The sequence below is a fragment of the Mycobacterium persicum genome, from assembly GCF_002086915.1.
Lineage (GTDB): Bacteria > Actinomycetota > Actinomycetes > Mycobacteriales > Mycobacteriaceae > Mycobacterium > Mycobacterium persicum.
The window spans coordinates 1,607,979-1,629,608 of the sequence record NZ_MWQA01000001.1 but is presented as its reverse complement, the minus strand read 5'-3'; the positions used below and the strand labels follow the sequence as shown (position 1 = coordinate 1,629,608).

Here is a 21,630-nt window from a genome sequence, read left to right as displayed (position 1 = left end):
CACCGAGCGCCAGTGCCACAGCGATATCAAGCACAATCTTGCCGGGATCGTGGCTGGCCAGAGGTTTACGCCATGGCGCCAACGCGTCCGACAAGGCGCCGGTCAGCCCGGCCCGCTCGGCGGCGCGCAGCAATACCACCGCACCTGCGTGCGACACGACACCGGTTGCGCGGCCATCGACCGACAACGACGGGTAACACGACGTAGACTTGCCCACCAGATTGGTGCTCCGATTCTTGAGATGATCTGGTCCTAGACAAACCGGATTATCCCTGCTCAGAGCACCATTCTTCGTTCAAGACACACCATCAAGATCAACCGGCGCGAAAGCCCGAGGTTAGCGGCGATGTCTGTTGCTTCGACAGCCTCTTCCTGACTAACGTGCAGACCCGTAATCCTGTCCGCCAGAGTATCCAGCCTGGTTCCTCTCGGGAGAGTCGAGACTTCCCTACCGATTTCTGTGGCCCGATCGGCAATACTTGGGCTTGAGGGCAGCGCCTCACTGGCCACCGTCATCCCGGCCGACACCGACTGCGCATCAGAAAACACCCCCCGCGCCGCGGCATGCTCAGCAGCAGTGCTCACATACGCTGCTCCCACCTCGGCCAGCGCCGCAGCAAACGCCGCCGAATCGCCATCCTCGCCCATCGGCATCACCCCCACCAACATCGGCGCACCCGCGGCAACCCCCACACCCTGCTGCCCCGCCAACCCCGCCTGAGCTGCGGCCGAAGCTCCCACCACCGCCGGCTCCATCGCAAACACCATCAGCCACGACCTCCGACTCACACACCGAGCGGACAAACACCAGCCGATCCCATCCCGCATCTACCATCCGGGCAGCACACCTAACACCACCCATACCAACCGGGCACATGTCCGCCCACTGCCGGAAGAGGTTGCACCAAATCCCTTCGCCCGGCCGGCAAAGTTACGCGGGGGCAGATTAACAACTTGCAACCAACCTGGTACTGCTTTACCCCTATCACCACCGCAGCCACCACCGCGGCATCATCACCATCATCGGCCCCGCAGCCGATCTCAGCGTCACCGACACCTGCGGCCGGCAACTCAGCACCGGATCGCTGCACGCCCACCCACCCAACCCCCACCTGCCGTACCGTCGTACGCCGGGCCCACCGGCGAACGCGCCCACTGGTGGTGGTATGACCCTTTCCAACCCCAACTGGCCTGGTCGCCTGCATCGTATCAAAGCTGAAACAGGTTGGGGCATAAAAACGTTCGGTGCTAATCAATCCCGCACCACCGCCGACCCGACACCCGAGGCCCTCATCAAGATCTCCGCCGACGTGCGCACTGAGCTTCGAGTCAAGTCGGGTAGCGCTGTTCGGCCAACGCCAACCAGCAGATAGCGATACATCGAATCATGCGGAATGGCAACGACGTTGACTCATCGAGATGGTGTGGGGCATCGAAACCCATCGAGCTGGCCAGCCCATGTCTTGGTTGCAATCCGGCGATGTGCCGGCCCGGCTTCACGTAGGCAGCCCGTCCCTTTCGGCATCTGCTCGATAACGGTCCACCCACTCGTCGGAACGCTGATCGGCCTGCCGCTGTAGCACCGGCGCGGGCGCCAGCCGCGGGTCGAGTCCCAACGCCTGGAGGATGGTGCCGACCAGTTCGGTCAGATTGCGCCACAACACCGGATAGGCGATCTCCATCGGTGTGATGTTCTCCTCGACGAACCAGCTGCGCCAGCCCGCTTCCTGGGCGCGCAGCATGGTGACGACGTGAGCGATCGCCCCGGCGTGATACACGGCACGGGCGTCGCGGACCGGATCGGGGTGCCCCCGCCAGACCCGTGTCTGCACCGCCCGCCAAAACGACACCGCCTGCGACACGACGTCGGGACGGTAGACATAGACAAGGAACGGGTTCTCACCGACGACGTCGCGGATGGCCGCCTTGAGGCCCTCGCCCGAGCGATCCGGAAGCTCGCTCGCGCGATTCACCAGCATCTGGGTCTGATTCCACATCAGCTTGCCGCCCCACACCCCGTTGGGCGTTCTGCCGACCGTGCGGATGTAGTCGCGCCAGATCTCGGCCGGTGCGAGGTCCGGCTTACCGTCGTCCAGCGGATCGAGCAGGCGCAGGATCGACTCGTCGTCAACTCCGGCAAACCACTCCCGCGGTTGCGGCGGCTGGCTCGTCCTCGGCAGATACTGAAAGAACTCCTGGGGTTCGCCGGCTACGCCGGTGGCGCGCAACGATTCGACCAGCAGCGTGCTGCCGCTACGCTGCGACGCCAACACCAGGTATGACGACGGGCGGTCTGCCACGAAAAAAGAGTATTCCGGGGGAAAACTGACTCCGCGCATGATTCGGCTTCTGTCAACCAGACCGTTCGGTCACGCGCAACGCCAGCGAAAAGAGCAGCCGCACATCGGGATCAGCCAACGACGTCGACAGCAGCTTCTCGATCCGCCGCACTCGATAGCGAACCGTGTTGGGATGCACCTGCAGTGACTGCGCGGCGGCGCCGATATCGCCGAAGCTGTCCAAGTAGACCCGTAACGTTTCGGCCAGCGCCGGATCCCGGATGCGCATCTCGGATATCCGCGGGTCGACCAGCCGCGCGTAGCTCCCGACCAGCGTGACGATTTCGTCGAGCAGCACCGCCGTGCGTGCTTCGGCCACCGAGGTCACCTGCCCTATCGAGATGGGGTGGCGCACAGCGCTGTCGAGCACGCCGTCGACCTCGCTGCGTGCCGCGGCGATCCCCCGCAGACCCGCGACCGGAGCCGCGATCGCGGCCCGCAAGTGCACGCCCAACTCGGCGCGCAGCGAGCTGACCGTGCCACGCACCCATGAGGTGACCGCGCGGGCCGTCGCGGTGTGCGGCAACACCACATAGATCCGCGATCCGTTGGTTCCCACCTGGGCGTCACGACGAAAAGCGCTGGCGCTCAACGCCAAGACGTCGGTGAGCCGGGCTGGCTGGTTTTCGGGGGCAATGGTGTCGAAGCCGATCAGCGCGGCGTTCCCGTCTCCGGGCAGCCCGAGTTCGCGCGCGATGGCGGCCACCTCGAGCGGTTCACCGTCGGCCAGGCCGAGCAGTTGCTGTACCCGCCGCGCATGCGTGGAGGGCCGGGCCGCCAGCCTCGCCATGATCCGAGCGGCCAGCACCGCCGCGCCCTGCAAAATCTCTTCGGCATCGTCGGCCAGCGGCTGCGAGCCCTGCTGAACCCAGATCGCGCCCACGAACACCGGGGGCCGTCGCGCCACCGGTGGCTGATGGATCCCGATCGCCAGCCGCGGACACAGGGCCAGTTCCGGGCGTTCGGCCACACGGACCACCTCGCTGCTGGCGCGAAGGGCATCGAAAATACCCCATTGAGCCAGCCATTCCAGATGCTCGGGTGGTCCGGCGCGGCCCAGGATGGACAGCCGGCGCAGCTCGTCGGCGTCTTCGTTGGACGCCGAGTAGGCCAGCACATGAGACTGCGCGTCTTCGATGCTGACCATGCCGTGGATTCGGTCGGCCAGGGACTGAGCCAGGCCGAACAGGTCGGTGCCCGAGTCGTCCATGGGATCGCCACGGTCCCCGTGATGCTCCAACACATGATTGACCAGCTGGTAGAGGCGTTCCCAGCGAGCACGCGGTTCCACCGCAACCACCGCCGACCCCGCTCGGACCGCTTTGGCCACCACCGCGTCCGCCGGTTCCTTGACGAAGATCGCCACCGGCGCGCGGGCTTGGCCGTCGATCCAGCGCAGCGCCTCGTCGTCGGTGACGCCGAGCAGAAAGAAGGCGTCGGCCGAGCCCGCCGCTTCGGCCAGGCCCAGCCGTACATCGTCGGAATCGACCAGCGCCGCCGAGGCCACCGTGAGATCTAGCCCCCGCGGGGCTTCGACCAGGCTGACCAGGGTCGCATCCAGGGCAAGAAGTAACTGGCCCAATCCGACACCGGCCGCCCGCATATTGTCCGATCCTACTAGCAGCGGTCGCAATTCCTGTCGTATCGGCCAATCGATTCGAGTCCCGCGACGGGGAACCTGGCAGGCATGGATGCGATTACCCAAGTGCCGGCCCCGGTCAACGAGCCGGTGCATGACTATGCGCCGCAATCGCCGGAACGCGCCCGGCTGCGCGCCGAGCTGGCCGTGCTGTCCGATCATCCGATGGACCTGCCGCACGTCATCGGCGGCCGACACCGGATGGGCGACGGCGAGCCGATCGACGTCGTCGCGCCGCACCGGCATGCCGCGCGGTTGGGCACCCTGACCAACGCCGACCATGCCGATGCGGCGGCGGCGATCGCGGCCGCCATGGCCGCCAAAACCGATTGGGCTGCAATGCCTTTCGATGAGCGCGCTGCGGTGTTCCTGCGCGCTGCCGATCTGCTCGCGGGGCCGTGGCGGGAAAAAATCGCCGCCGCCACCATGCTCGGCCAGTCGAAGTCGGTGTATCAGGCCGAGATCGACGCGCCCTGCGAGCTGGTGGATTTCTGGCGGTTCAACGTCGCGTTCGCCCGCCAGATCCTGGCCCAGCAGCCGATCAGCAGCCCAGGGGAATGGAACCGCACCGATTACCGCCCACTGGATGGTTTCGTCTATGCGATCACGCCGTTCAACTTCACCTCCATCGCGGGCAATCTGCCCACCGCGCCGGCGCTGATGGGCAACACCGTGGTGTGGAAACCGTCGATCACCCAGACCCTGTCGGCCTATCTGCTCATGCAACTGCTCGAAGTCGCGGGTTTGCCGCCGGGTGTGATCAACCTGGTGACCGGCGACGGCTTCGCGGTTTCCGAGGTGGCGCTGGCCGATCCGCGACTGGCCGGCATCCACTTCACCGGATCGACGGCCACCTTCTGCCACCTGTGGCAGCAGGTCGGCGCCAATATCAACTGCTACCAGAGCTATCCGCGGCTGGTAGGGGAGACCGGCGGTAAGGACTTCGTGGTGGCACACGCGTCGGCGCGCCCGGATGTGTTGTCCACCGCCTTGATTCGCGGAGCGTTCGACTATCAGGGCCAGAAGTGCTCGGCTGCATCGCGTGCGTTCATCGCCCACTCGGTGTGGCAGCGGATGGGTGATACCTTCCTGGGCGCCGTCGCCGAGCTGAAATACGGTGACATCACCGACCTGTCGAACTATGGTGGGGCGCTGATCGACCGGCGCGCTTTCCTCAAGAACGTCGACGCGATCGAGCGGGCCAAAGGCGCGGCCGGTGTCACGATCGCGGTCGGAGGCGAATACGACCACAGCGTAGGGTATTTCGTGCGGCCCACGGTATTGCTGTCCGACGATCCGACCGACGAGGCGTTCGCGACCGAGTATTTCGGCCCGCTGCTGGCAGTGCACGTCTATCCGGATGATCAGTACGAACGCATCCTCGACGTCGTCGACACCGGATCACGCTACGCGCTGACCGGCGCCGTCATCGCCGACGACCGCCGCGCGGTGCTGACGGCACAAGACCGGCTGCGGTTCGCCGCGGGCAACTTCTATGTCAACGACAAGCCGACCGGCGCGGTCGTCGGACGCCAACCGTTCGGTGGCTCGCGCGGGTCGGGCACCAACGACAAGGCGGGTTCGCCGCTGAACCTATTGCGTTGGACCTCGGCGCGCACCATCAAGGAGACTTTCGTCCCGGCAACCGACCACCACTACCCGCACATGGCTGCCGACTGATGGCCCGGTTGTTCGCCCGCACCCTGCGCCCGGCCCTGCTGGCGGCCGGACGATCCGATAGGTTGCGGCTCATGACCGGGCGCTCGTCGGTGACCCGGCGGGTGGTGCGCCGGTTCGTGCCCGGTGAAACACTGGATAGCGTCCTGGAAATGGTTGCCGTGCTGCGTGATTCGGGGCGCTACGTCAGCATCGACTACCTCGGCGAGAATGTCACCGACGCCGACGGCGCCGCGGCCACCGTGCGGGCCTACCTCGACCTGCTCGACGCGCTGGGCCGGCGGGCGGACACGGCATTCGACGGTGTGCGGCCGCTGGAGGTGTCGCTCAAGCTGTCGGCGCTGGGGCAGGCGCTGGATCGCGACGGCCCGAAGATCGCCTTGGACAATGCCCGCACTATCTGCGAACGGGCCGAGCAGCTCGGGGTGTGGGTCACCGTGGACGCCGAAGACCACACCACCACCGATTCGACCTTGTCGATCTCTGGTGACCTTCGGGTCGACTTCGGTTGGTTGGGCACGGTTGTGCAGGCCTACCTGCGGCGCACGCTTGCCGATTGCCGGGAGCTGGCCTCGGTGGGTGCCCGGGTCCGATTGTGCAAGGGCGCCTACGACGAGCCCGCAGCGGTGGCCTACCGGGACGGCGCCGAGATCACCGACTCCTATCTTCGTTGCCTGCATGTTCTGCTGTCCGGTTCCGGGTATCCGATGGTGGCGTCGCACGACCCGGCGATCATCGGCGCGGCCGGCGACATTGCTGCCGAATTAGGTTGTAAAGCAGGTGATTTCGAATATCAGATGCTGTACGGCATCCGCGACGACGAACAGCGGCGACTGGCCGCCGCCGGTAATCAGCTGCGGGTGTACGTGCCGTTCGGCGGCCAGTGGTACGGCTATTTCATGCGACGCCTGGCCGAACGCCCGGCGAACCTGGCGTTTTTCCTGCGCGCCTTGGTGCATTGAGTGCGTCCGGTGTGCGTTGCTGGCGTCGAGTGTGCGTTGAGTGCGTCGGGTGTGCGTTGCTGGCGTCGAGTGTGCGTTGCTGGCGTCGAGTGTGCGTTGGTGGAGTCGGGTGTGCGTTGGTGGCGTCGAGTGAGCCCACGGGTCGGGTTTTCCGCGGCTCGGCCGCCCTGGCCGCACACTCGACGCCGCAGCCGCACACTCGACGCCGCAGCCGCACACTCGACGCCACCAACGCACACTCGACGCCGCAACCACCCACTCGAAACCACCAGCGCAACGCTTAGCGCAGCTTCGACGCCGCTCGGGCAGACCGCGGCCGGTCACCGCGGAAACCCCGTACCACATGCGCACGCACGAGATCGGCAACGGCTTCCAGGGCATCGGCGTCGTCCAGATCGCGGACCGGCGACGGCGTGGTGAACAACGAGAACAGGATGCGGGCGAACCACTCGCCGGCCGCCTCGACGTCGAGGTCTTTGCGGACTTCGCCCGTCAGCTTGGCCGCAGCGAGGTAGGGCGCGAAGAAGTCGACGCTTTCGCGCAGCAGTACCGCGGCGTCCTTGGTCAACAACAAGGTGATCGCGTCCGCGTCCACATACGTCGCCGACACGATCTCCCGCCGCGCCCGGGTCACGAATACCGCTGCACAGCAGAGCTTTTCCTCCAACGAGCTCACCCGGCTCATGGCGCGGGCCATCTGGCGGTAGAACTGCTCGGACGCATGTTCGGCGCAGGCTTCGACGATCGCGGCCTTGTCCGGGAAGTACTCGTAGACAGTGCTGCGCGATACATTGGCCAACCTGGCGATATCGACGATGGTCGCCTTCTGCAGGCCGTGCTTGCGGAAACAGGCGTAGGCGGACTCGATGATGAGGTCGCGGGTGTCGGTCGTGGCCGGTTGGGTTGTCACCCGCTCACCCTGCCCGGCGCGAGAATCAGGCCGCTGGTCGGCACCCCGGTTCCCGACGTGACCAGGACATGTTCGACGCCGTCGACCTGATTGCAGGAGGTGCCGCGCACCTGACGAACCGCCTCGGTGATGCCGTTCATGCCGTGGATGTAGGCCTCTCCCAGCAGACCGCCGTTGGTGTTGATCGGCAGCGCCCCGCCCAGCGACAGGTTCTCCACGGTGGCGAAGTCCTTGGCCTCACCGCGCCCGCAGAAGCCGAGCTCCTCGAGCTGAACGAACACAAAAGGCGTGAAATGGTCGTAAAGGAAAGCGGTTTGGATGTCGGCGGGCTTGAGACCCGAATCCCGCCACAGCCGCCGGGCCACCACGCCCATCTCCGGCAGGCCGGTGATGTCGTCGCGGTAGTAGCTGGTCATCATTTCGCCCTCGGCGGCGGCGCCCTGGGCGGCCGCGGTGATCACCGCCGGCGCTTGCCGAAGGTCCCGCGCTCGCTGCGTGCTGGTCACCACCAGCGCCACGCCGCCGTCGCTTTCCTGGCAGCAGTCCAGCAGTCGCAGCACGGGTTCGACGATCCAGCGCGAATTCTGGTGGTCTGCCAACGTGATCGGACGCTGATAGAACCACGCGTCGGGGTTGCGCGCCGCATGGGCACGGTCGACGACGGCGATCGCGCCGAAGTGTTCGTTGGTGACGCCGTAGGCCGACATGTAGCGCTGGGCGTGCAGCGCGACCCATGCTGCCGGGGTGAGCAATCCGAACGGTGCGTAATGCGCCATGAACAGCGGAGTTTCGCTGCTGGTGCGCCCGCTGCCGCCGAACCGCAGGCCGGAACGCTCGTTGAACGCGCGGTAGCACACCACTACGTCGGCCACACCCGTGGCTATCGCCATTGCCGCGTGCGCCACCGTCCCGGCTGCCGCGCCGCCGCCGTGCGGCACCCGGCTGAAGAAGTTGAGGTCGCCGATTCCGACGTTGCGCGCGACGGCGATCTCGTCGCTGGCGTCCATGGTGAAGGTGACCATGCCGTCGACATCGCCGGGCGCCACACCGGCGTCGTCGAGTGCGGCGCTGACCGCCTCGCACGCCAATTGCAGCTCGCTGCGCCCGGACTCCTTGGAGAACTCGGTCTGGCCGATACCGGCGATGGCCGCGGCACCGGCCAGCGAGCCGGTCATGCACCTGCCTTGTCGAGCAGGCTGAGGATGGCGGTGCCGGACACGTGCTTGCCCAGGCTATTGGCGGCCTGGAAGGTCACTTCGACGAAGTTCTCGCCACCTGAGCCGGCCGACTTGCCCGTCACGCTGCCGGTGAAGCGCAGCGGGTCGTCCGGAAAGCACGGTACGCCAAGGCGAATCGAGAGCTTCGTGACCATCGCCTCGGGCCCGGCCCAGTCGGTGAGGAAACGGACGCACAACCCGTTGGTGGTCAGGATGTTCATGAACAGGTTGGGCGAACCCTGCTTGTTGGCGTAGTCACGGTCGTGGTGCACCGGCATGAAGTCCCGCGACGCGATCGCGCCGGCGACGATAACCGTTGCGGTGACCGGGATCTCGAGCGGAGTCAGCTCGTCGCCCAGGGCCACGTCGGCCCATCTCAGAGTAGTGATAGCGGTCACCGAGGTCCTCCCGTGGCTCGCGGGCCGGGCCGGAATTGGTGCAGCACCAGGTCGTTCTCGAAGCTCTGGTAGTACACCTCGACCGGCATCCCGATCGCGACATCGGCCGGATCGATCTGACACAGATTGGACACCAGCCGAACGCCTTCGGCCAGATCCACCAGCACGACGATGTAGGGGTAATCGAAGAACGGAAACCGCGGCTGGTGCGGCATCACGTAGCTGTAGACGGTGCCGCGGCCCGACGACTCGACAGCCGTCCAGTCCAGGGAGCGGCATCCGGGACACATGGGGCGCGGCGGGTGACGCAGCGCTGTGCATCCGTTGCAGCGCTGGATCAGTAGTTTGTGCTCACGCAGGCCGCGCCAAAAGAATTCGGTGTCCGGGCTGATTGCCGGTGCCGGCCGGGTCGCCATCAGCGCTTCGGCCGAAATCGCAGGACCCGGAATCGTTGGCGGCCCAATACCTCTGAATGCTGGTCGGCATAGGTCGTCACCCAGGTGAGGAAGAAGCCGGTGCCCAGCGCGGTCTCCTTTTCGTCGGAGACGTCCTCGTACACCGTCATCGCACTGATCACGTCGCCCAGGCGCGGATAGCGTTCGATCTCGAATTCCGAATTCACCGCCACCGTGCTGGTGTAGCCGGCCTCGTCGAGGAATGCCGTTGGATTGGAAGTGATTTCGGTCGGGGCTCCGCCCCGCTCCCGGATCCCTTCGAGCTTCGGCGCCGGCATTGTCCACGTCTGCAGCATGACCGGCGGTGACACGATGCCGCCGAACCTCGACGTGGCCGCGAACTCCGGATCCAGATACACCGGGTTCATGTCGTCGAGCGCATGCGCCCAGTGCCGAATCATCGGTTGATTGACCGGATCCGGCGCCACCAACGGCTTTCCGGTACCACCGGTGTGCTGCCCGACGAGAGCCCGCAACTTGGCTCGGAACTCGGCTGACGCCACGGCGCCCTCCCGTCGCAGATCGATCAGAGCGAATCCGACACATCCACACAAGATGTTCGCCAATTGTGTTTACTCGTGTACGACATTGCTTGTCAATATGCTTGAAATTGCCGGTAATTCGGGCTGGCACTCGTTGACTCCGAACTGCGACCGGTGTACACCAGGTGTTGATATGACCGATATGCGGTTTGGGGATGCGGATGGCTGAATCACCTCTTGTCGACACCTACCAGCTCTATATTGGCGGACGCTGGGTGGAACCGCACAACGGCCGCTACGACGACATCTCGCCGTCGACTGGCGCGCCGATCGCCACCGCGCCCGACGCCAGCGTCGGCCAGGTCGCCGAGGCGATCGAGGCCGCCCGTCGCGCGTTCGACGAAGGCCCCTGGCCGGCGATGAGCCACCAGCAACGCGCCGCCTGCCTGACTCAGCTCGGCGAGGCGCTGAAACAGCACGCCGACGAGTTCTTCGCGCTCTCCCAGGCCGAATGGGGTTGCACGGCCAACGAGCGCATGATGCAGATCGACAGCGCGTCGTTCATCGCGCAGCGCGCCGGCCAACTCGCTACCACGCTGCGCGAGGAGCCGATCGGATCGGTGGGCGCCGGTGCCACCGTGCTGTGTCACGAGCCGCTGGGTGTCGTCTCGATCCTGACGCCGTGGAACTTCCCGCACAGTCTCAACGTCATGAAGCTCAGCCGGGCCCTGGCGGCCGGCAACACCGTCGTGCTCAAACCGTCGCCGCTGACCCCGCTGGCCGGGTTGGCGCTGGCCAAGATGATCGACGAGCACACCGACATCCCGCCCGGGGTGGTCAACGTCGTCACGCCCGGCAGCATCGAGGCCAGCAAGCTGCTGGCCGTCGACCCGCGAATCGACATGGTCAGCTTCACCGGCAGTTCGGCGGTCGGGCGCGAGGTGATGGCCGCCGCGGCCGGCACCATGAAGCGGGTCCTGCTGGAGTGCGGTGGCAAGTCGGCAAGCATCGTGCTCGACGACGCCGCGCTGACCGACGAGCTGCTGCAGCGGATGCTGTTCGAGTCCTGCCTGTTGCATGCCGGCCAGGCGTGCATCCTGCAGAGCCGGCTGCTGCTGCCCGACGCGATGCACGACGACGTCGTCGACCGGCTGGTGGCGCTGGCGCGCCAGGTGAATGTCGGCGATCCCACCGATCCGGAGGTCCAGATGGGTCCGCTGATCAGCGAGCAACAACGCCAGCGAGTCGAGGGTCTGGTCTCCCTGGCGCTCGCCGACGGCGCCACCCTGGCCACCGGCGGCCGGCGCCCGCCGGCGCTAGCAGCGGGCTTCTATTACGAGCCGACGATCCTGACCGGCTCGACCCCGGACGCCACCATTGCGCAGGAGGAAGTCTTCGGGCCGGTGTTGACCGTCATGCGTTACCGCGACGACGATGAGGCGGTCGCGATCGCCAACAACTCCCAGTACGGCCTGTCCGGCGCGGTGTGGGGCACCGACGCCGAACGTGCCATCGGTGTCGCTCGCCGCATCCGCACCGGCCAGATCGCGGTGAACGGTTTCGGTCCCGGCGACGCGCCGTTCGGCGGTTTCAAGCAGAGCGGCCTGGGTCGCGAGGGCGGGGGAGTCGCCGGCCTGCACCAGTACATGGAGCCCAAGGCGATCGGGATGCCCGTCTGAGGGTGCGCAGCAAAACGCCCGCGCCGGACCCATTCCGGATTGTCACGAGCAAAGTCGCATGCGAAGCTCTCGGGATGGTCGTCGCAATTGCCCGTCCCAAGATCGAAGGAAACATCGCGGTCGGCGAAGATCGCCAGATCGGTTTCGCCGAGTTCGGCGCCCCGCAGGGACGTGCGGTTTTCTGGCTGCACGGCACCCCCGGTGCCCGCCGGCAGATCCCGACCGAGGCCCGGGTCTATGCCGAACACCACAACGTCCGGCTGATCGGCGTCGACCGACCCGGCATCGGCTCGTCGACCCCGCATCAGTACGAGACCATCTCCGCGTTCGCCGACGACATGCGGACCATCGCTGACACCCTCGGAATCGAGAAGATGGCCGTCGTCGGCCTGTCCGGCGGGGGTCCCTACACGCTGGCCTGCGCCGCCGGGCTGCCCGACAAGGTGGTGGCCGCCGGGGTGCTCGGTGGTGTGGCGCCGACGCACGGTCCCGACGCGATCACCGGCGGCGTGATGAACTTCGGCGTGCGGGTGGCGCCGTTGCTCAAGCTGGGCGGTAGCCCGCTGCGGCTTTCCGCCAGCCTGCTGATCCGGGCGGCCCGGCCGGTCGCGTCCCCGGCACTGGACGTGTACGCGCTGCTCTCGCCCCAGGCCGACCGGCATCTGCTGGCCCGTCCCGAGTTCAAGGCGATGTTTCTCGACGACCTGCTCAACGGCAGCCGCAAGCAACTGGCCGCGCCGTTCGCCGACGTCATCGTGTTCGCCCGGGACTGGGGATTCCGGCTCGAGGAGGTGACGGTCCCGGTCCGCTGGTGGCACGGCGACCACGACCACATCATCCCGTTCTCCCATGGGGAGCACGTCGTTTCGCGCCTGCCGAACGCCGAGCTGTTCCACCTTCCAGGGGAAAGCCACCTCGCCGGGCTCGGCCGCGGCGAGGAGATCTTGGCGACCATGATGAAGGTCTGGGACGAGGAGGGCTGACCCATGGCCACGACCAAACCCGTCAGCGCCCCGCCACTGGCGCTCTACCTCACCGATATCCCGCGTGCGGTGGCCGAGTACGGGCAATTGGTCAGTGTGCTCCCGCTGCGCCGGATGCTGCCGGCCGGCGACGGGCACCCGGTGCTGGTGCTGCCCGGCCTGTTGGCCGGGGACGGTTCCACCTGGACGCTGCGGCGGCTGCTGCGCCGCCTCGGGTATCGGGCCCACGGCTGGGGCCTCGGCCGCAACATCGGTCCCACGCCCGAAGCGGTACGCGGCATGGAACTGCGCCTCGAGGAGCTGCACGCCCGTTACGACGTTCCGCTCAGCCTGATCGGCTGGAGTCTGGGCGGCATCTTCGCGCGTGCGCTGGCCCGGCGTCATCCGGCGGCGGTGCGTCAAGTGATCACCCTCGGCAGCCCGTTTCGCATGGAGGATGAGGGCCAGACGCGCGCGACCCCTAGCTTCAAGCGCTACGCCCACCTGCACTCCGAACAGCACGCGCTGCCGTTGAAATCCGAAGCCGAACCCATGCCGGTCCCCACGACAGCGATCTACTCGCGCTTCGACGGCATGGTCGCCTGGCAGACCTGCATCAATCCGCCCGGGCCGCGCAGCGAGAACATCGCGGTACTGGCCAGCCACATCGGTTACGGCCACCATCCGGCGACGGTGTGGGCCATCGCCGACCGGCTGGCGCAACCGCGGGGCAGCTGGACCCCGTTCCGCGCGCCGGTGGTGCTGCGGCCGCTGTTTCCCGGATCGTCGAAGACCGCCGCCGCGGCCGTCGACGACGCTGGGTAGCCTGCTCAGGTGCTGCTGGCCTCACTGAACCCCGATGACCTGACCGCCACCGACATCGCCGACGCGGTCAGCATCGACGGCGTCACGCTCAGTCGCAGTGACCTGCTTGGCGCCGCAACGTCAGTGGCCGAGCGGGTCGCGGGCGCGGACCGGGTCGCGGTGCTAGCCACGCCGACCGCCGCCACGGTGCTGGCCGTCACCGGCTGTCTGCTCGCCGGTGTGCAAGTCGTTCCGGTACCGGCCGACGTCGGCGTGGCCGAACGTCGGCATATGCTGGCCGACTCCGGTGCGCAGGCCTGGCTGGGATCGGTACCCGACGAAACCGAAGGGCTACCGCACATTCCGGTTCGGTTACGCGCCCGGTCCTGGCACCGCTATCCCGAACCGTCACCCGACGACGTCGCGATGGTGATCTACACCTCGGGCACCACCGGCCTGCCCAAGGGCGTGCAGTTGAGCCGGCGCGCGATCGCCGCCGACCTCGACGCGCTGGCCGACGCCTGGCAGTGGACCGCCGATGACGTCCTGGTGCACGGGTTGCCGATGTATCACGTCCACGGCCTGGTCCTCGGTCTGCTCGGCTCGCTGCGCGTCGGAAATCGGTTCGTGCACACCGGAAAACCGACGCCGGCGGGGTACGCCGCGGCAGGCGGCACACTGTATTTCGGGGTGCCGACGGTGTGGTCGCGGGTGGCGGCCGACCAGGCCGCCGCCGAGGCGCTGAAGCCGGCGCGGCTGTTGGTGTCCGGCAGCGCGGCGCTGCCGGTGCCGGTTTTCGACAAGCTGGTCGCGGTCAGCGGGCACCGGCCCATCGAACGCTACGGCGCCTCGGAATCATTGATCACCGTGTCGACCCGGGCCGACGGCGAACGTCGTCCGGGTTGGGTGGGCCTGCCGCTGGCAGGCGTGCGGACCCGGTTGGTCGACGACAACGGTGACCCGGTACCACATGACGGCGAAACCGTTGGCAGGCTTCAGATTCAGGGCCCGACGATGTTCGAGGGCTACCTGAATCGGCCGGATGCCACTGCGGAAGCCTTCGACCCCGACGGGTGGTATCGCACCGGTGACGTCGCGGTCGTCGATGCCGGTGGCATGCACCGCATCGTGGGACGCGAGTCGGTCGACTTGATCAAGTCGGGCGGATTCCGCATCGGCGCAGGCGAAATCGAGACGGTGCTGCTGGGGCATCCGGATGTGGCGGAGGTCGCGGTCGTCGGGTTCCCCGACGCGGACCTGGGCCAGCGCATCGTTGCCTACATCGTCGGCTCGGCCAACCCGGATGACTTGATTCAGTTTGTCGCTCAGCAGCTTTCGGTCCACAAGCGCCCACGTGAGGTGCGAATCGTGGAGTCGCTGCCGCGCAATGCGCTCGGCAAGGTGCTCAAGAAGCAATTGCTGTCGGAAGGCTGAATCGGCTTCGAATTGGCCGCGAATTGGCCGCGAATTGGCTAAGCCGGCACGCCGTCGCTGTGACCTGCGGGCGAGGGGAGTTTGCCGATTTTGGTGCCCCGCCACCTCAAGGCTTCGAGTGCGACGGCGACCTCGACGGAGGTGTGGCTGAGCGGCCGCGGCAGCAGTCGTTGGGCGGACTCGATTCTGCGCAGCAGCGTGTTGCGGTGGGTGTAGAGGCGCTTTGCGGCGCGCGAGGCGTTGCACTGCTCCTTGATGAAGGTCAGCAGCGTCGTCTGCAGCTCCGTGCTTGCCGCTTCCAGGTCTCCCAGCGTGCTGGTGATGAATTCCCCCGCGGCTTGGGGGTTTTGGGTTACCAGGGCGACCATTTGCACGTCGGAGAAGAATGCCACTCGCTGACCTGACTGCAGTCGCGCCAGGGTGCGCTGCGCAGTCAACGCCTCGAGGTGGCTGCGCCGAAAGCCTTCGGTCCCGGTTGCGGTGGTCCCGATGGCGATACGCGCGCCCGGATTGTTGTCGACTGCCTGGTCGATTGCCTGTTCAATCGTGTCGACGTCGAGGTTGGTGGCATCGGCCAGCCACACCCAGCGACTGGCGGCACTGGCGACCACGGTTAGCTGCTGCGCCGATCCCACCGCATGACTGAACGCGTCCGCGGCTCGATCGAGATTTCCGTGGTCGCCGTCGAGTTCGTCGCTCCAGACGATAGCGGCAGTATGGGCCCGATTTAGCGGATAGCCCAATCGACCTTCGGCGCGATCCCGGCTCATCGGGGCGCCCTCGAGAATGAGTCCGATTACTTCGAGTCGCTCCGCATGGCTGCTACGGTTCAGTTCGTCGTGTTCTAGCTGGACCTGCGCGGCGATGCCGACAAGCGTTGCTTCGATGAAGTCGTTGACCGACTTAGCCGACACGTCGAGCAGCTCACGTAGCTCCTCGGGGTCGGAGGTGAGATCGAACGCGATGTGCATCCACAGCCGCCAGGCGATGTACTCCCCAATGCGGTAAACGTCTAGTGCCAATGCATCTAGCCCGCGTCGCACCAGATCTCGGGCCATGCGCAGCGGCTCTGCGCCCAGGTTTGCCGGCACCGGAGCGCCGGGGTCACGAATGTTGGCGGCTGCCCAATGCACCAGGTTGGCGCGGTTGGCTTTTTTGACCACCTTGGCCAGGACTGGATCATTGGCGATGGCAGGATTGGCCGCCACTGTGGCGCGGTCCAATTCTTCGATCCACTGCGGGCCGGGGTTGAGGGCGATCCGGGCTCCTTCGCGGATCAGCTCACGTATTCGCGGCGAGGGTTGTTGCCATGCCACGCGTCGATTCTAGGGGTGGCAGGTGCGCAGTGCACGTCATGTTTCCGGCTGTTGGGGTGGATTTAACCTCTTGTGCCCGTTGGAAGCTGGGATCATAGGTTGTGGGTTTCATCGCCTCTGACATCTCGTTGTGGTGTAGCGCACTGTTGGAGCGGTGGATTCGCGAAACAGAAGCAAGTCGCGCCCGGGCGTAACGCGCCTGCGGCCGTTGAGCACTGAATAACTTGCGTAGCCGTTGGCCGGCTGACCCGCAGATCATGAACGACAATTGAACTCAAGGTAACAAGATATTAAACAAGCTTTTCGCGGCTCCATCAGGGTTCAAACCAGGATGAACAAAATCTCCTGGCGCCGATTCACAGTCGGTACCGGCCCGGCGAAAATCCGAGCGGGTCGCAGGCATCTCGACAAGGCCCCAAATTCACTGCGGCGCAGTGCAATACGTGGATTCTTTGCCGGCTCCGTAGTGGCTTGACCAGAGGCGTCGATGTATCGGATTGGTGCGGCCCGGCTACCGGCTACCCGGTAGCCGGTAGCCACATCTATGCGGCCGACGCCCTGCGATAAATGTCGAGTGTGCATTTTGCACCGTCCGTACCGGCCAATTGAGACGATTTCACCTCCGGACGAGTGGGCGGGTGCGTTTTGCACCTTCGGCCGGGGTTTATTGGGGGAATGAACCTGTTGCTGCCCTTGCGTGTTCGTAACCATTGACGTCAGTTCGTCACCGCCAACGCCAACCCGTGGCGGAGGGCACGAGCCAATGGCGGCTCAAAAGACAAACCTGCATTGCTGGGCGAACGCTCGGTTCCTTTAGGAGGTAAGCGCATGTCTTTTCTGACAGCACAACCAGACGCGTTGGCGGCGGCAGCTGACAACCTCGGGTCCATTGGTGCGGCATTGAGCGCCGGCAATGCCGCTGCAGCCGCCCCGACGACGGGCGTGTTGCCCCCGGCTGCTGACGAGGTATCCGCGCTCGTCGCTGCTCAATTCGCTACGCATGCGGCGATGTTTCAATCGGTGAGCGCCAAGGCCGCCGCCATCCATGAGCAGTTTGTGGCCACTCTTGCGACCAGTGCCGGTTCCTATGCCGCCACGGAGGCCGCCAACGTCGTCGCGGCCCAGTAACGCTGGCCGACGGTATTCGAGCAGAAGGACAAAAAAATGGATTTCGGGGCTTTACCGCCGGAGGTCAACTCCGCCAAGATGTACACCGGCCCAGGTTCGGGCTCGATTCTGGCCGCCGCAGAGGTTTGGGACGGCGTGGCTGTTGACCTGTACAACGCCGCCTCCTCGTTTCAGTCGGTAATCTGGGGACTGCTGGTGGGCCAGTGGCAGGGTCAGTCGGCAATTTTGATGGCTGCGGCGGCCTCGCCGTATGTGGCGTGGATCGGTAGCACCGCAGCGCAGGCCGAGCTGACTGCCAACCAGGCCAGGGCGGCGGCGGCCGCCTACGAGACGGCATTCGCCATGACGGTGCCGCCGCCGGTGATCACTGAAAACCGCATCCAGCTGATGACCCTGATCGCCACCAACCTCTTCGGCCAGAACACCCCGGCAATCGCGGTCACCGAAGCTGAGTACGGCGAGATGTGGGCCCAAGATGCCGCCGCCATGTATGGCTACGCTAGTTCGGCCGCAGTGGCCGCCGAGACGTTGACGCCGTTCGAGGAGGCCCCGGAAATCACGGACGCAGGTGGGCTCGTCGAGCAGGCCGCCGCGGTCGAGGAGGCGACCGACACTGCCGCGGCAAACGAGCTCATGTCCAATGTTCCTCAGGCGCTGCAACAGCTCGCCGAGCCCACCCAGAGCGCTTCGCCTTTGGCAAAGGTGGGAGAACTCTGGAAGACTGTCTCGCCGCACCTGTCGCCGATCAGCAACATCATCTCGATGGTCAACAACCATGTGTCGATGACCAACTCGGGTGTTTCGATGACCAACACCATGAACTCATTGATGAAGGGGCTGATTCCGGAGGCGAAAAAGGCTGTCGAAGGCGCGGTTATGGCTGCCGGAGGCACGCTTCAGGGGCTCGGTCCGTTCGGGGGCGGGTTGGGCAGCGGGCCGGGTTCGTCTGGCCTGGGCGGTGCCGGGGTCACGGCGGGCCTTGGCCGGGCACTTTCAGTCGGCGGACTCTCCGTGCCGAAGGTCTGGGCCGACGCGAACCAAGCGGTCACTCCGGCGGCCCGAGCGCTGCCGCTGACCGCCGTCTCCAGCGCCGCCGAAAGTGGGCCCGGACAGATGCTGGGCGGGCTGCCGCTCGGGCAACTGGCCAACGCCGGTGGTGGCAATGGGGTCAGCAGCGTATTACGGGTAACCCCGAGGCCCTATGTCATGCCACGCACCCCAGCCGCCGGGTAGTGCTTAACGGCGTCACGCACACCCTACTCATCCCCAACGAAAGGCATCTCACGAAGTTAAAAGTCAAGCCGCGAGCTGGAGAGGAGGTGGGAACGCAACGTGTTAGTCGTAGAGCAGGCCGGTGTGCAGGCAGTGGTGAAGTTGACCGAGGAACTTGTTGAACAGGTGTCGTTGGGCTTGTTGGTTCCAGTCTCCGGCGGCTCGGCGGGCGTCGTAGTGGCGGCGTGCTCCTGGGGAGGCGCGCAGCGATCCCAGGGCCCAGATCGGGCCGACAGCGGCCAGGCGCCGGTTCTTGATATGTCTATGCAGTACAACGGCTTTCTTCCCGCTGGCGCGGGTGATGGGGGCGGATCCGGCGAAGGCCTGCAAACCGCGGGCCTCGGCGAAGCGGGAACGGTCATCGCCGATCTCGGCCAACACCCGGGCGCCGGCCAACATCCCCAGACCGGGAAAGCTGGTGATGATCTCGGCGTCCGGGTGTTGCTCAAAATGGCTGATCGCCGCCTCGGCGAGTTCGTCGGCAGCGGTGCAAGCCGCCTCGAACTGGCCCAGCAGCGCGGCGAGGTGGATGCCCATCGCGTTCTCCACGACCGGTGGTTGGTGCAGGTAGGTGTCGGCGAAAACCTGGCGCAGACGTGCGACGTCGCGGTCGAGGTAGCGCTTGCGGCCGGCCTTGATCAGCAGCCGGCGCAGCCGGGCAGGGGTCAGTGTGGCGGCCTGGGCGGGGGTTGGAGCGGCGGTCAGAATGGTGCGGGCGTCGCGGCGGGCCAGCCCGCCGTCGGCCAAGTCGGCGAACGCGACGAGAGCGGCCGGGTAGAAGTCTTTGAGCAGGTCGCGGATCTGATTGCCGATCTGCTGACGCGCCCATACTGCATCTTGTTGGGCCCGAGCGAGGACTCGGATGGCCTGGGCGGCCTCGGTATCGGCGGGCAGCGGTCGGTGCGCTCCGGGGTCGGTCCGCACGATATTGGCCAGCAGAACCGCGTCGGGAGCATCGGATTTGGCCCCCGACAGCGCATACCTGGCCCGGTAGCGAGAGGCCGCCAGCGGGTTGATCGAATAAATCGTCCGGCCGGTCTCGCGCAAGGCCGCCACCCACAGACCGCGATCGGTCTCGATGCCGACCGGGATCGGTTCAGCGGCGCTGTCGCCGGCTTCGGCCAGCAATGTCAGCAACGCCGCGAACCCCGGCGCGTCGTTGCTGACGCGCCCGCGGGCCACGACATGTACCTCGTCGTCGATAACGGCGACATCGTGATGTTCAGTGGCCCACTCGATTCCACAAAACAGCGACAAGGTGTCATCACTCCTTCAATCAGTAGTCATGCCGTTACCGGTGGACTCACGCGGCGCCCTAATCGCAGGAATCGAAGGTCCGTCATCTCAGTAGCCGTCCGTGACTCCAGCACGCCGCAGGACTTCAGTCCGTCGAAGAGCTCAAGGCTTGGGAACAACCACGGGGAACTCACCCCTGCGGCGGGCTCAGGCAACGGCATCCCACCACCACCGGACAGGATCTGCCGCCAGGCGCGCCGTTCTTTCGTAAGACGTCGAACGCCGGGAAACACCAGGCATCGCCTGACGGCAGACCCCGCAGGAACAGACCCCGGTCAACGACCAGCAACCCATCCCTACGAAACGATTAGGAAACAGTCAAATGACCAGCCGTTTTATGACCGACCCGCACGCGATGCGCGCGATGGCGGGCCGCTTCGAGGTGCACGCTCAGACGGTTGAGGACGAGGCCCGGCGGATGTGGGCGTCCTCGCAGAACATCTCCGGCGCGGGCTGGAGCGGTCTGGCCGAGGCCACCTCGCTGGACACCATGGGCCAGATGAACCAGGCCTTCCGCAACATTGTGAACATGCTGCACGGAGTGCGTGACGGGCTGATCCGCGACGCCAACAACTACGAGCAGCAAGAGCAGGCCTCCCAGCAGATCCTCAGCAGCTAGCCCCGGCCCAATAGCTTCGATTCAGGAGGACAAGACCAATGACCATCAATTACCAGTTCGGCGATGTCGACGCCCACGGCGCTACCATTCGTGCCCAGGCGGCGTCGCTCGAGGCCGAGCACCAGGCCATCGTTCGCGATGTGCTGGCTGCCGGCGACTTCTGGGGCGGCGCCGGTTCGGTGGCCTGCCAGGAGTTCATCACCCAGTTGGGTCGCAACTTCCAGGTGATCTACGAGCAGGCCAACGCCCACGGTCAGAAGGTCCAGGCCGCCGGCAGCAACATGGCGCAGACCGACAGCGCCGTCGGCTCCAGCTGGGCCTGAGTCCCCGTACCGCACCGGCCCCACAACGGGCAGTGCCAGCCTGACGACGTTTTGGAACTCACGTATCGGCAATCACGTCTCTATAGCCCGGGGAACGTCGTCGGGCGTTCGGGGCAACGCATAGAGCGCCATCCGGCGATTGGCCATGTCGTGTTCGCCGAGAAATACACATCCCGCGCTCTCACAGAACCTGCGCGCCATCTTGTTTCGGTAGTCCGGATCGAACATGACTCGCCGACAACGCGGTTCGGTGTTGAGCACACTGGCCACCAAATGCGGCAACACGAATTGGGCAATTCCCTTGTTGGTAATCTCCGGGTCGGCCATGCCGGCGTGTATGCCGAGGTCATAGGGCGCCCACTCGTACCGGGTAGCGATGGAATCCTTGGCAGCCCAATAGAGTTCGACGTAGGCGTGGTCTTGTCCGTCAATGCTGCCGATCATCGGTCGCGAATAGCTGCCGTCGAGCTGGGCGCGCAGGTAGCGCTGCCACCGCGACACCGGCCACACGTACTCCCATGCTTCGGCCAGGTGGGGCCGGCGCATCCATTCGGCGATCATGCCGGCGTCGGTATCGGGATCGGCCAGCCGGAATGCGTATGGTTCGGGCACTTCGGGTTGGGCAGGTGGCGGCGGTATGTTGCGGACCTCGTCGGGTAGGTCCGTCAGTTCCCGCGGCAGGATCACGTCGGCTTCACTCATGTCGTCTCGGGTTTCG

The 21,630-nt window shown here is 66.0% G+C and carries 21 protein-coding genes and 2 pseudogenes; 11 read left to right on the top strand and 12 right to left on the bottom strand.

Annotation, left to right across the window (positions count from 1 at the left end; genetic code table 11):
• Together B4U45_RS07195 and B4U45_RS07190 are read right to left on the bottom strand one after the other, a co-directional pair.
• A pseudogene (locus tag B4U45_RS07195) lies at positions 1–217 on the bottom strand (IS1380 family transposase); the annotation flags it as partial.
• A 59-nt stretch (positions 218–276) separates the two neighbouring features.
• A complete protein-coding gene (locus B4U45_RS07190; protein ID WP_219859366.1) occupies positions 277–756 on the bottom strand; it encodes a hypothetical protein in 480 nt (159 codons plus the stop codon).
• Between the two features lie 206 nt (positions 757–962).
• Here B4U45_RS07190 and B4U45_RS29000 point away from each other — a divergent pair.
• Positions 963–1,219: pseudogene (locus B4U45_RS29000) on the top strand (hypothetical protein); the annotation flags it as partial.
• A 277-nt stretch (positions 1,220–1,496) separates the two neighbouring features.
• Here the strand turns inward: B4U45_RS29000 and stf0 are convergent.
• Together stf0 and B4U45_RS07180 are read right to left on the bottom strand one after the other, a co-directional pair.
• Positions 1,497–2,339 carry a trehalose 2-sulfotransferase gene (stf0, locus tag B4U45_RS07185; RefSeq protein WP_371687252.1) on the bottom strand — a complete coding sequence of 281 codons (843 nt, stop codon included), beginning with the start codon at positions 2,337–2,339 and terminating at the stop codon, positions 1,497–1,499.
• A gap of 13 nt (positions 2,340–2,352) precedes the next feature.
• Positions 2,353–3,942, bottom strand: a complete 1,590-nt coding sequence (locus B4U45_RS07180) for a PucR family transcriptional regulator (RefSeq protein WP_075549587.1) — start codon at positions 3,940–3,942, stop codon at positions 2,353–2,355.
• 84 nt (positions 3,943–4,026) lie between these two features.
• Between B4U45_RS07180 and pruA the strand changes: the two genes are divergently transcribed.
• Together pruA and B4U45_RS07170 are read left to right on the top strand one after the other, a co-directional pair.
• Complete coding sequence (gene pruA / locus B4U45_RS07175) at positions 4,027–5,658, top strand: L-glutamate gamma-semialdehyde dehydrogenase (RefSeq protein ID WP_075549588.1); 1,632 nt, start codon at positions 4,027–4,029, stop codon at positions 5,656–5,658.
• Entirely contained in the window at positions 5,658–6,617 is a 960-nt protein-coding gene (locus tag B4U45_RS07170) for a proline dehydrogenase family protein (protein ID WP_075549589.1), read from the top strand. Before pruA ends, B4U45_RS07170 begins: the two co-directional genes overlap by 1 nt.
• 280 nt (positions 6,618–6,897) lie before the next feature.
• On the opposite strand, the gene B4U45_RS07165 is transcribed toward B4U45_RS07170, so the two are convergent.
• From B4U45_RS07165 to B4U45_RS07145, 5 genes are read right to left on the bottom strand one after another with little or no spacing between them, the layout of a single operon-like run.
• The gene (locus B4U45_RS07165) at positions 6,898–7,527 is read right to left on the bottom strand and encodes a TetR/AcrR family transcriptional regulator (protein WP_075549590.1); all 630 of its coding nucleotides are present in this window, start codon (positions 7,525–7,527) and stop codon (positions 6,898–6,900) included.
• The gene (locus B4U45_RS07160) at positions 7,524–8,702 is read right to left on the bottom strand and encodes a lipid-transfer protein (protein ID WP_075549591.1); all 1,179 of its coding nucleotides are present in this window, start codon (positions 8,700–8,702) and stop codon (positions 7,524–7,526) included. The genes B4U45_RS07165 and B4U45_RS07160 overlap by 4 nt, the downstream gene beginning before the upstream one ends.
• Positions 8,699–9,142 (bottom strand): MaoC family dehydratase, encoded by a 444-nt coding sequence (locus B4U45_RS07155; RefSeq protein WP_075549592.1) that lies wholly within the window; start codon positions 9,140–9,142, stop codon positions 8,699–8,701. The genes B4U45_RS07160 and B4U45_RS07155 overlap by 4 nt, the downstream gene beginning before the upstream one ends.
• Positions 9,139–9,558, bottom strand: a complete 420-nt coding sequence (locus tag B4U45_RS07150) for a Zn-ribbon domain-containing OB-fold protein (RefSeq protein WP_075549593.1) — start codon at positions 9,556–9,558, stop codon at positions 9,139–9,141. Before B4U45_RS07150 ends, B4U45_RS07155 begins: the two co-directional genes overlap by 4 nt.
• The gene (locus tag B4U45_RS07145; RefSeq protein ID WP_075549602.1) at positions 9,558–10,100 is read right to left on the bottom strand and encodes an FAS1-like dehydratase domain-containing protein; all 543 of its coding nucleotides are present in this window, start codon (positions 10,098–10,100) and stop codon (positions 9,558–9,560) included. Before B4U45_RS07145 ends, B4U45_RS07150 begins: the two co-directional genes overlap by 1 nt.
• Positions 10,101–10,300: 200 nt before the next feature.
• Here B4U45_RS07145 and B4U45_RS07140 point away from each other — a divergent pair, with 200 nt between their 5' ends.
• The 4 genes from B4U45_RS07140 (at position 10,301) to B4U45_RS07125 (ending at position 14,958) form a co-directional block, all read left to right on the top strand.
• On the top strand, positions 10,301–11,758 hold the full coding sequence (locus tag B4U45_RS07140; RefSeq protein ID WP_075549603.1) for an aldehyde dehydrogenase family protein: 1,458 nt from the start codon (positions 10,301–10,303) through the stop codon (positions 11,756–11,758).
• Positions 11,759–11,832: 74 nt separating this feature from the next.
• Entirely contained in the window at positions 11,833–12,741 is a 909-nt protein-coding gene (locus tag B4U45_RS07135) for an alpha/beta fold hydrolase (RefSeq protein WP_075549594.1), read from the top strand.
• A gap of 3 nt (positions 12,742–12,744) precedes the next feature.
• Complete coding sequence (locus B4U45_RS07130) at positions 12,745–13,545, top strand: esterase/lipase family protein (RefSeq protein ID WP_075549595.1); 801 nt, start codon at positions 12,745–12,747, stop codon at positions 13,543–13,545.
• A gap of 9 nt (positions 13,546–13,554) precedes the next feature.
• Positions 13,555–14,958, top strand: a complete 1,404-nt coding sequence (locus tag B4U45_RS07125) for an acyl-CoA synthetase (RefSeq protein ID WP_083134892.1) — start codon at positions 13,555–13,557, stop codon at positions 14,956–14,958.
• A 38-nt stretch (positions 14,959–14,996) separates the two neighbouring features.
• Here B4U45_RS07125 and B4U45_RS07120 read toward each other — a convergent pair whose 3' ends face one another.
• A complete protein-coding gene (locus B4U45_RS07120; RefSeq protein ID WP_075549597.1) occupies positions 14,997–16,274 on the bottom strand; it encodes an Rv1453 family transcriptional regulator in 1,278 nt (425 codons plus the stop codon).
• Between the two features lie 828 nt (positions 16,275–17,102).
• Here B4U45_RS07120 and B4U45_RS07115 point away from each other — a divergent pair.
• Positions 17,103–17,402: a PE family protein gene (locus tag B4U45_RS07115; protein ID WP_075549598.1), complete on the top strand. Its 300-nt coding sequence runs from the start codon at positions 17,103–17,105 to the stop codon at positions 17,400–17,402.
• Between the two features lie 36 nt (positions 17,403–17,438).
• A complete protein-coding gene (locus B4U45_RS07110) occupies positions 17,439–18,635 on the top strand; it encodes a PPE family protein (RefSeq protein ID WP_075549599.1) in 1,197 nt (398 codons plus the stop codon).
• Between the two features lie 102 nt (positions 18,636–18,737).
• Here the strand turns inward: B4U45_RS07110 and B4U45_RS07105 are convergent, their stop codons facing one another.
• A complete protein-coding gene (locus B4U45_RS07105) occupies positions 18,738–19,925 on the bottom strand; it encodes an IS110 family RNA-guided transposase (protein ID WP_075549604.1) in 1,188 nt (395 codons plus the stop codon).
• Between the two features lie 367 nt (positions 19,926–20,292).
• On the opposite strand from B4U45_RS07105, the gene esxW reads away from it, so the two are divergent.
• Both esxW and B4U45_RS07095 read left to right on the top strand, forming a co-directional pair.
• Positions 20,293–20,589, top strand: coding sequence for a type VII secretion system protein EsxW (gene esxW, locus B4U45_RS07100; RefSeq protein WP_036403122.1), 297 nt, complete (start codon positions 20,293–20,295; stop codon positions 20,587–20,589).
• Between the two features lie 38 nt (positions 20,590–20,627).
• Positions 20,628–20,912, top strand: a complete 285-nt coding sequence (locus tag B4U45_RS07095) for a WXG100 family type VII secretion target (protein ID WP_023363993.1) — start codon at positions 20,628–20,630, stop codon at positions 20,910–20,912.
• A 72-nt stretch (positions 20,913–20,984) separates the two neighbouring features.
• Here B4U45_RS07095 and B4U45_RS07090 read toward each other — a convergent pair whose 3' ends face one another.
• Complete coding sequence (locus B4U45_RS07090) at positions 20,985–21,614, bottom strand: GNAT family N-acetyltransferase (protein WP_075545595.1); 630 nt, start codon at positions 21,612–21,614, stop codon at positions 20,985–20,987.
• Positions 21,615–21,630: the final 16 nt, after the last annotated feature.

Coding starts and splice junctions, on each gene's coding strand:
- B4U45_RS07190 (WP_219859366.1), bottom strand. CDS start 756: ATGGAGCCGGCGGTGGTGGGAGCTTCGGCCGCAGCTCAGGCGGGGTTG.
- stf0 (WP_371687252.1), bottom strand. CDS start 2,339: ATGCGCGGAGTCAGTTTTCCCCCGGAATACTCTTTTTTCGTGGCAGAC.
- B4U45_RS07180 (WP_075549587.1), bottom strand. CDS start 3,942: ATGCGGGCGGCCGGTGTCGGATTGGGCCAGTTACTTCTTGCCCTGGAT.
- pruA (WP_075549588.1), top strand. CDS start 4,027: ATGGATGCGATTACCCAAGTGCCGGCCCCGGTCAACGAGCCGGTGCAT.
- B4U45_RS07170 (WP_075549589.1), top strand. CDS start 5,658: ATGGCCCGGTTGTTCGCCCGCACCCTGCGCCCGGCCCTGCTGGCGGCC.
- B4U45_RS07160 (WP_075549591.1), bottom strand. CDS start 8,702: ATGACCGGCTCGCTGGCCGGTGCCGCGGCCATCGCCGGTATCGGCCAG.
- B4U45_RS07150 (WP_075549593.1), bottom strand. CDS start 9,558: ATGGCGACCCGGCCGGCACCGGCAATCAGCCCGGACACCGAATTCTTT.
- B4U45_RS07140 (WP_075549603.1), top strand. CDS start 10,301: ATGGCTGAATCACCTCTTGTCGACACCTACCAGCTCTATATTGGCGGA.
- B4U45_RS07135 (WP_075549594.1), top strand. CDS start 11,833: ATGGTCGTCGCAATTGCCCGTCCCAAGATCGAAGGAAACATCGCGGTC.
- B4U45_RS07130 (WP_075549595.1), top strand. CDS start 12,745: ATGGCCACGACCAAACCCGTCAGCGCCCCGCCACTGGCGCTCTACCTC.
- B4U45_RS07115 (WP_075549598.1), top strand. CDS start 17,103: ATGTCTTTTCTGACAGCACAACCAGACGCGTTGGCGGCGGCAGCTGAC.
- B4U45_RS07110 (WP_075549599.1), top strand. CDS start 17,439: ATGGATTTCGGGGCTTTACCGCCGGAGGTCAACTCCGCCAAGATGTAC.
- esxW (WP_036403122.1), top strand. CDS start 20,293: ATGACCAGCCGTTTTATGACCGACCCGCACGCGATGCGCGCGATGGCG.
- B4U45_RS07095 (WP_023363993.1), top strand. CDS start 20,628: ATGACCATCAATTACCAGTTCGGCGATGTCGACGCCCACGGCGCTACC.
- B4U45_RS07090 (WP_075545595.1), bottom strand. CDS start 21,614: ATGAGTGAAGCCGACGTGATCCTGCCGCGGGAACTGACGGACCTACCC.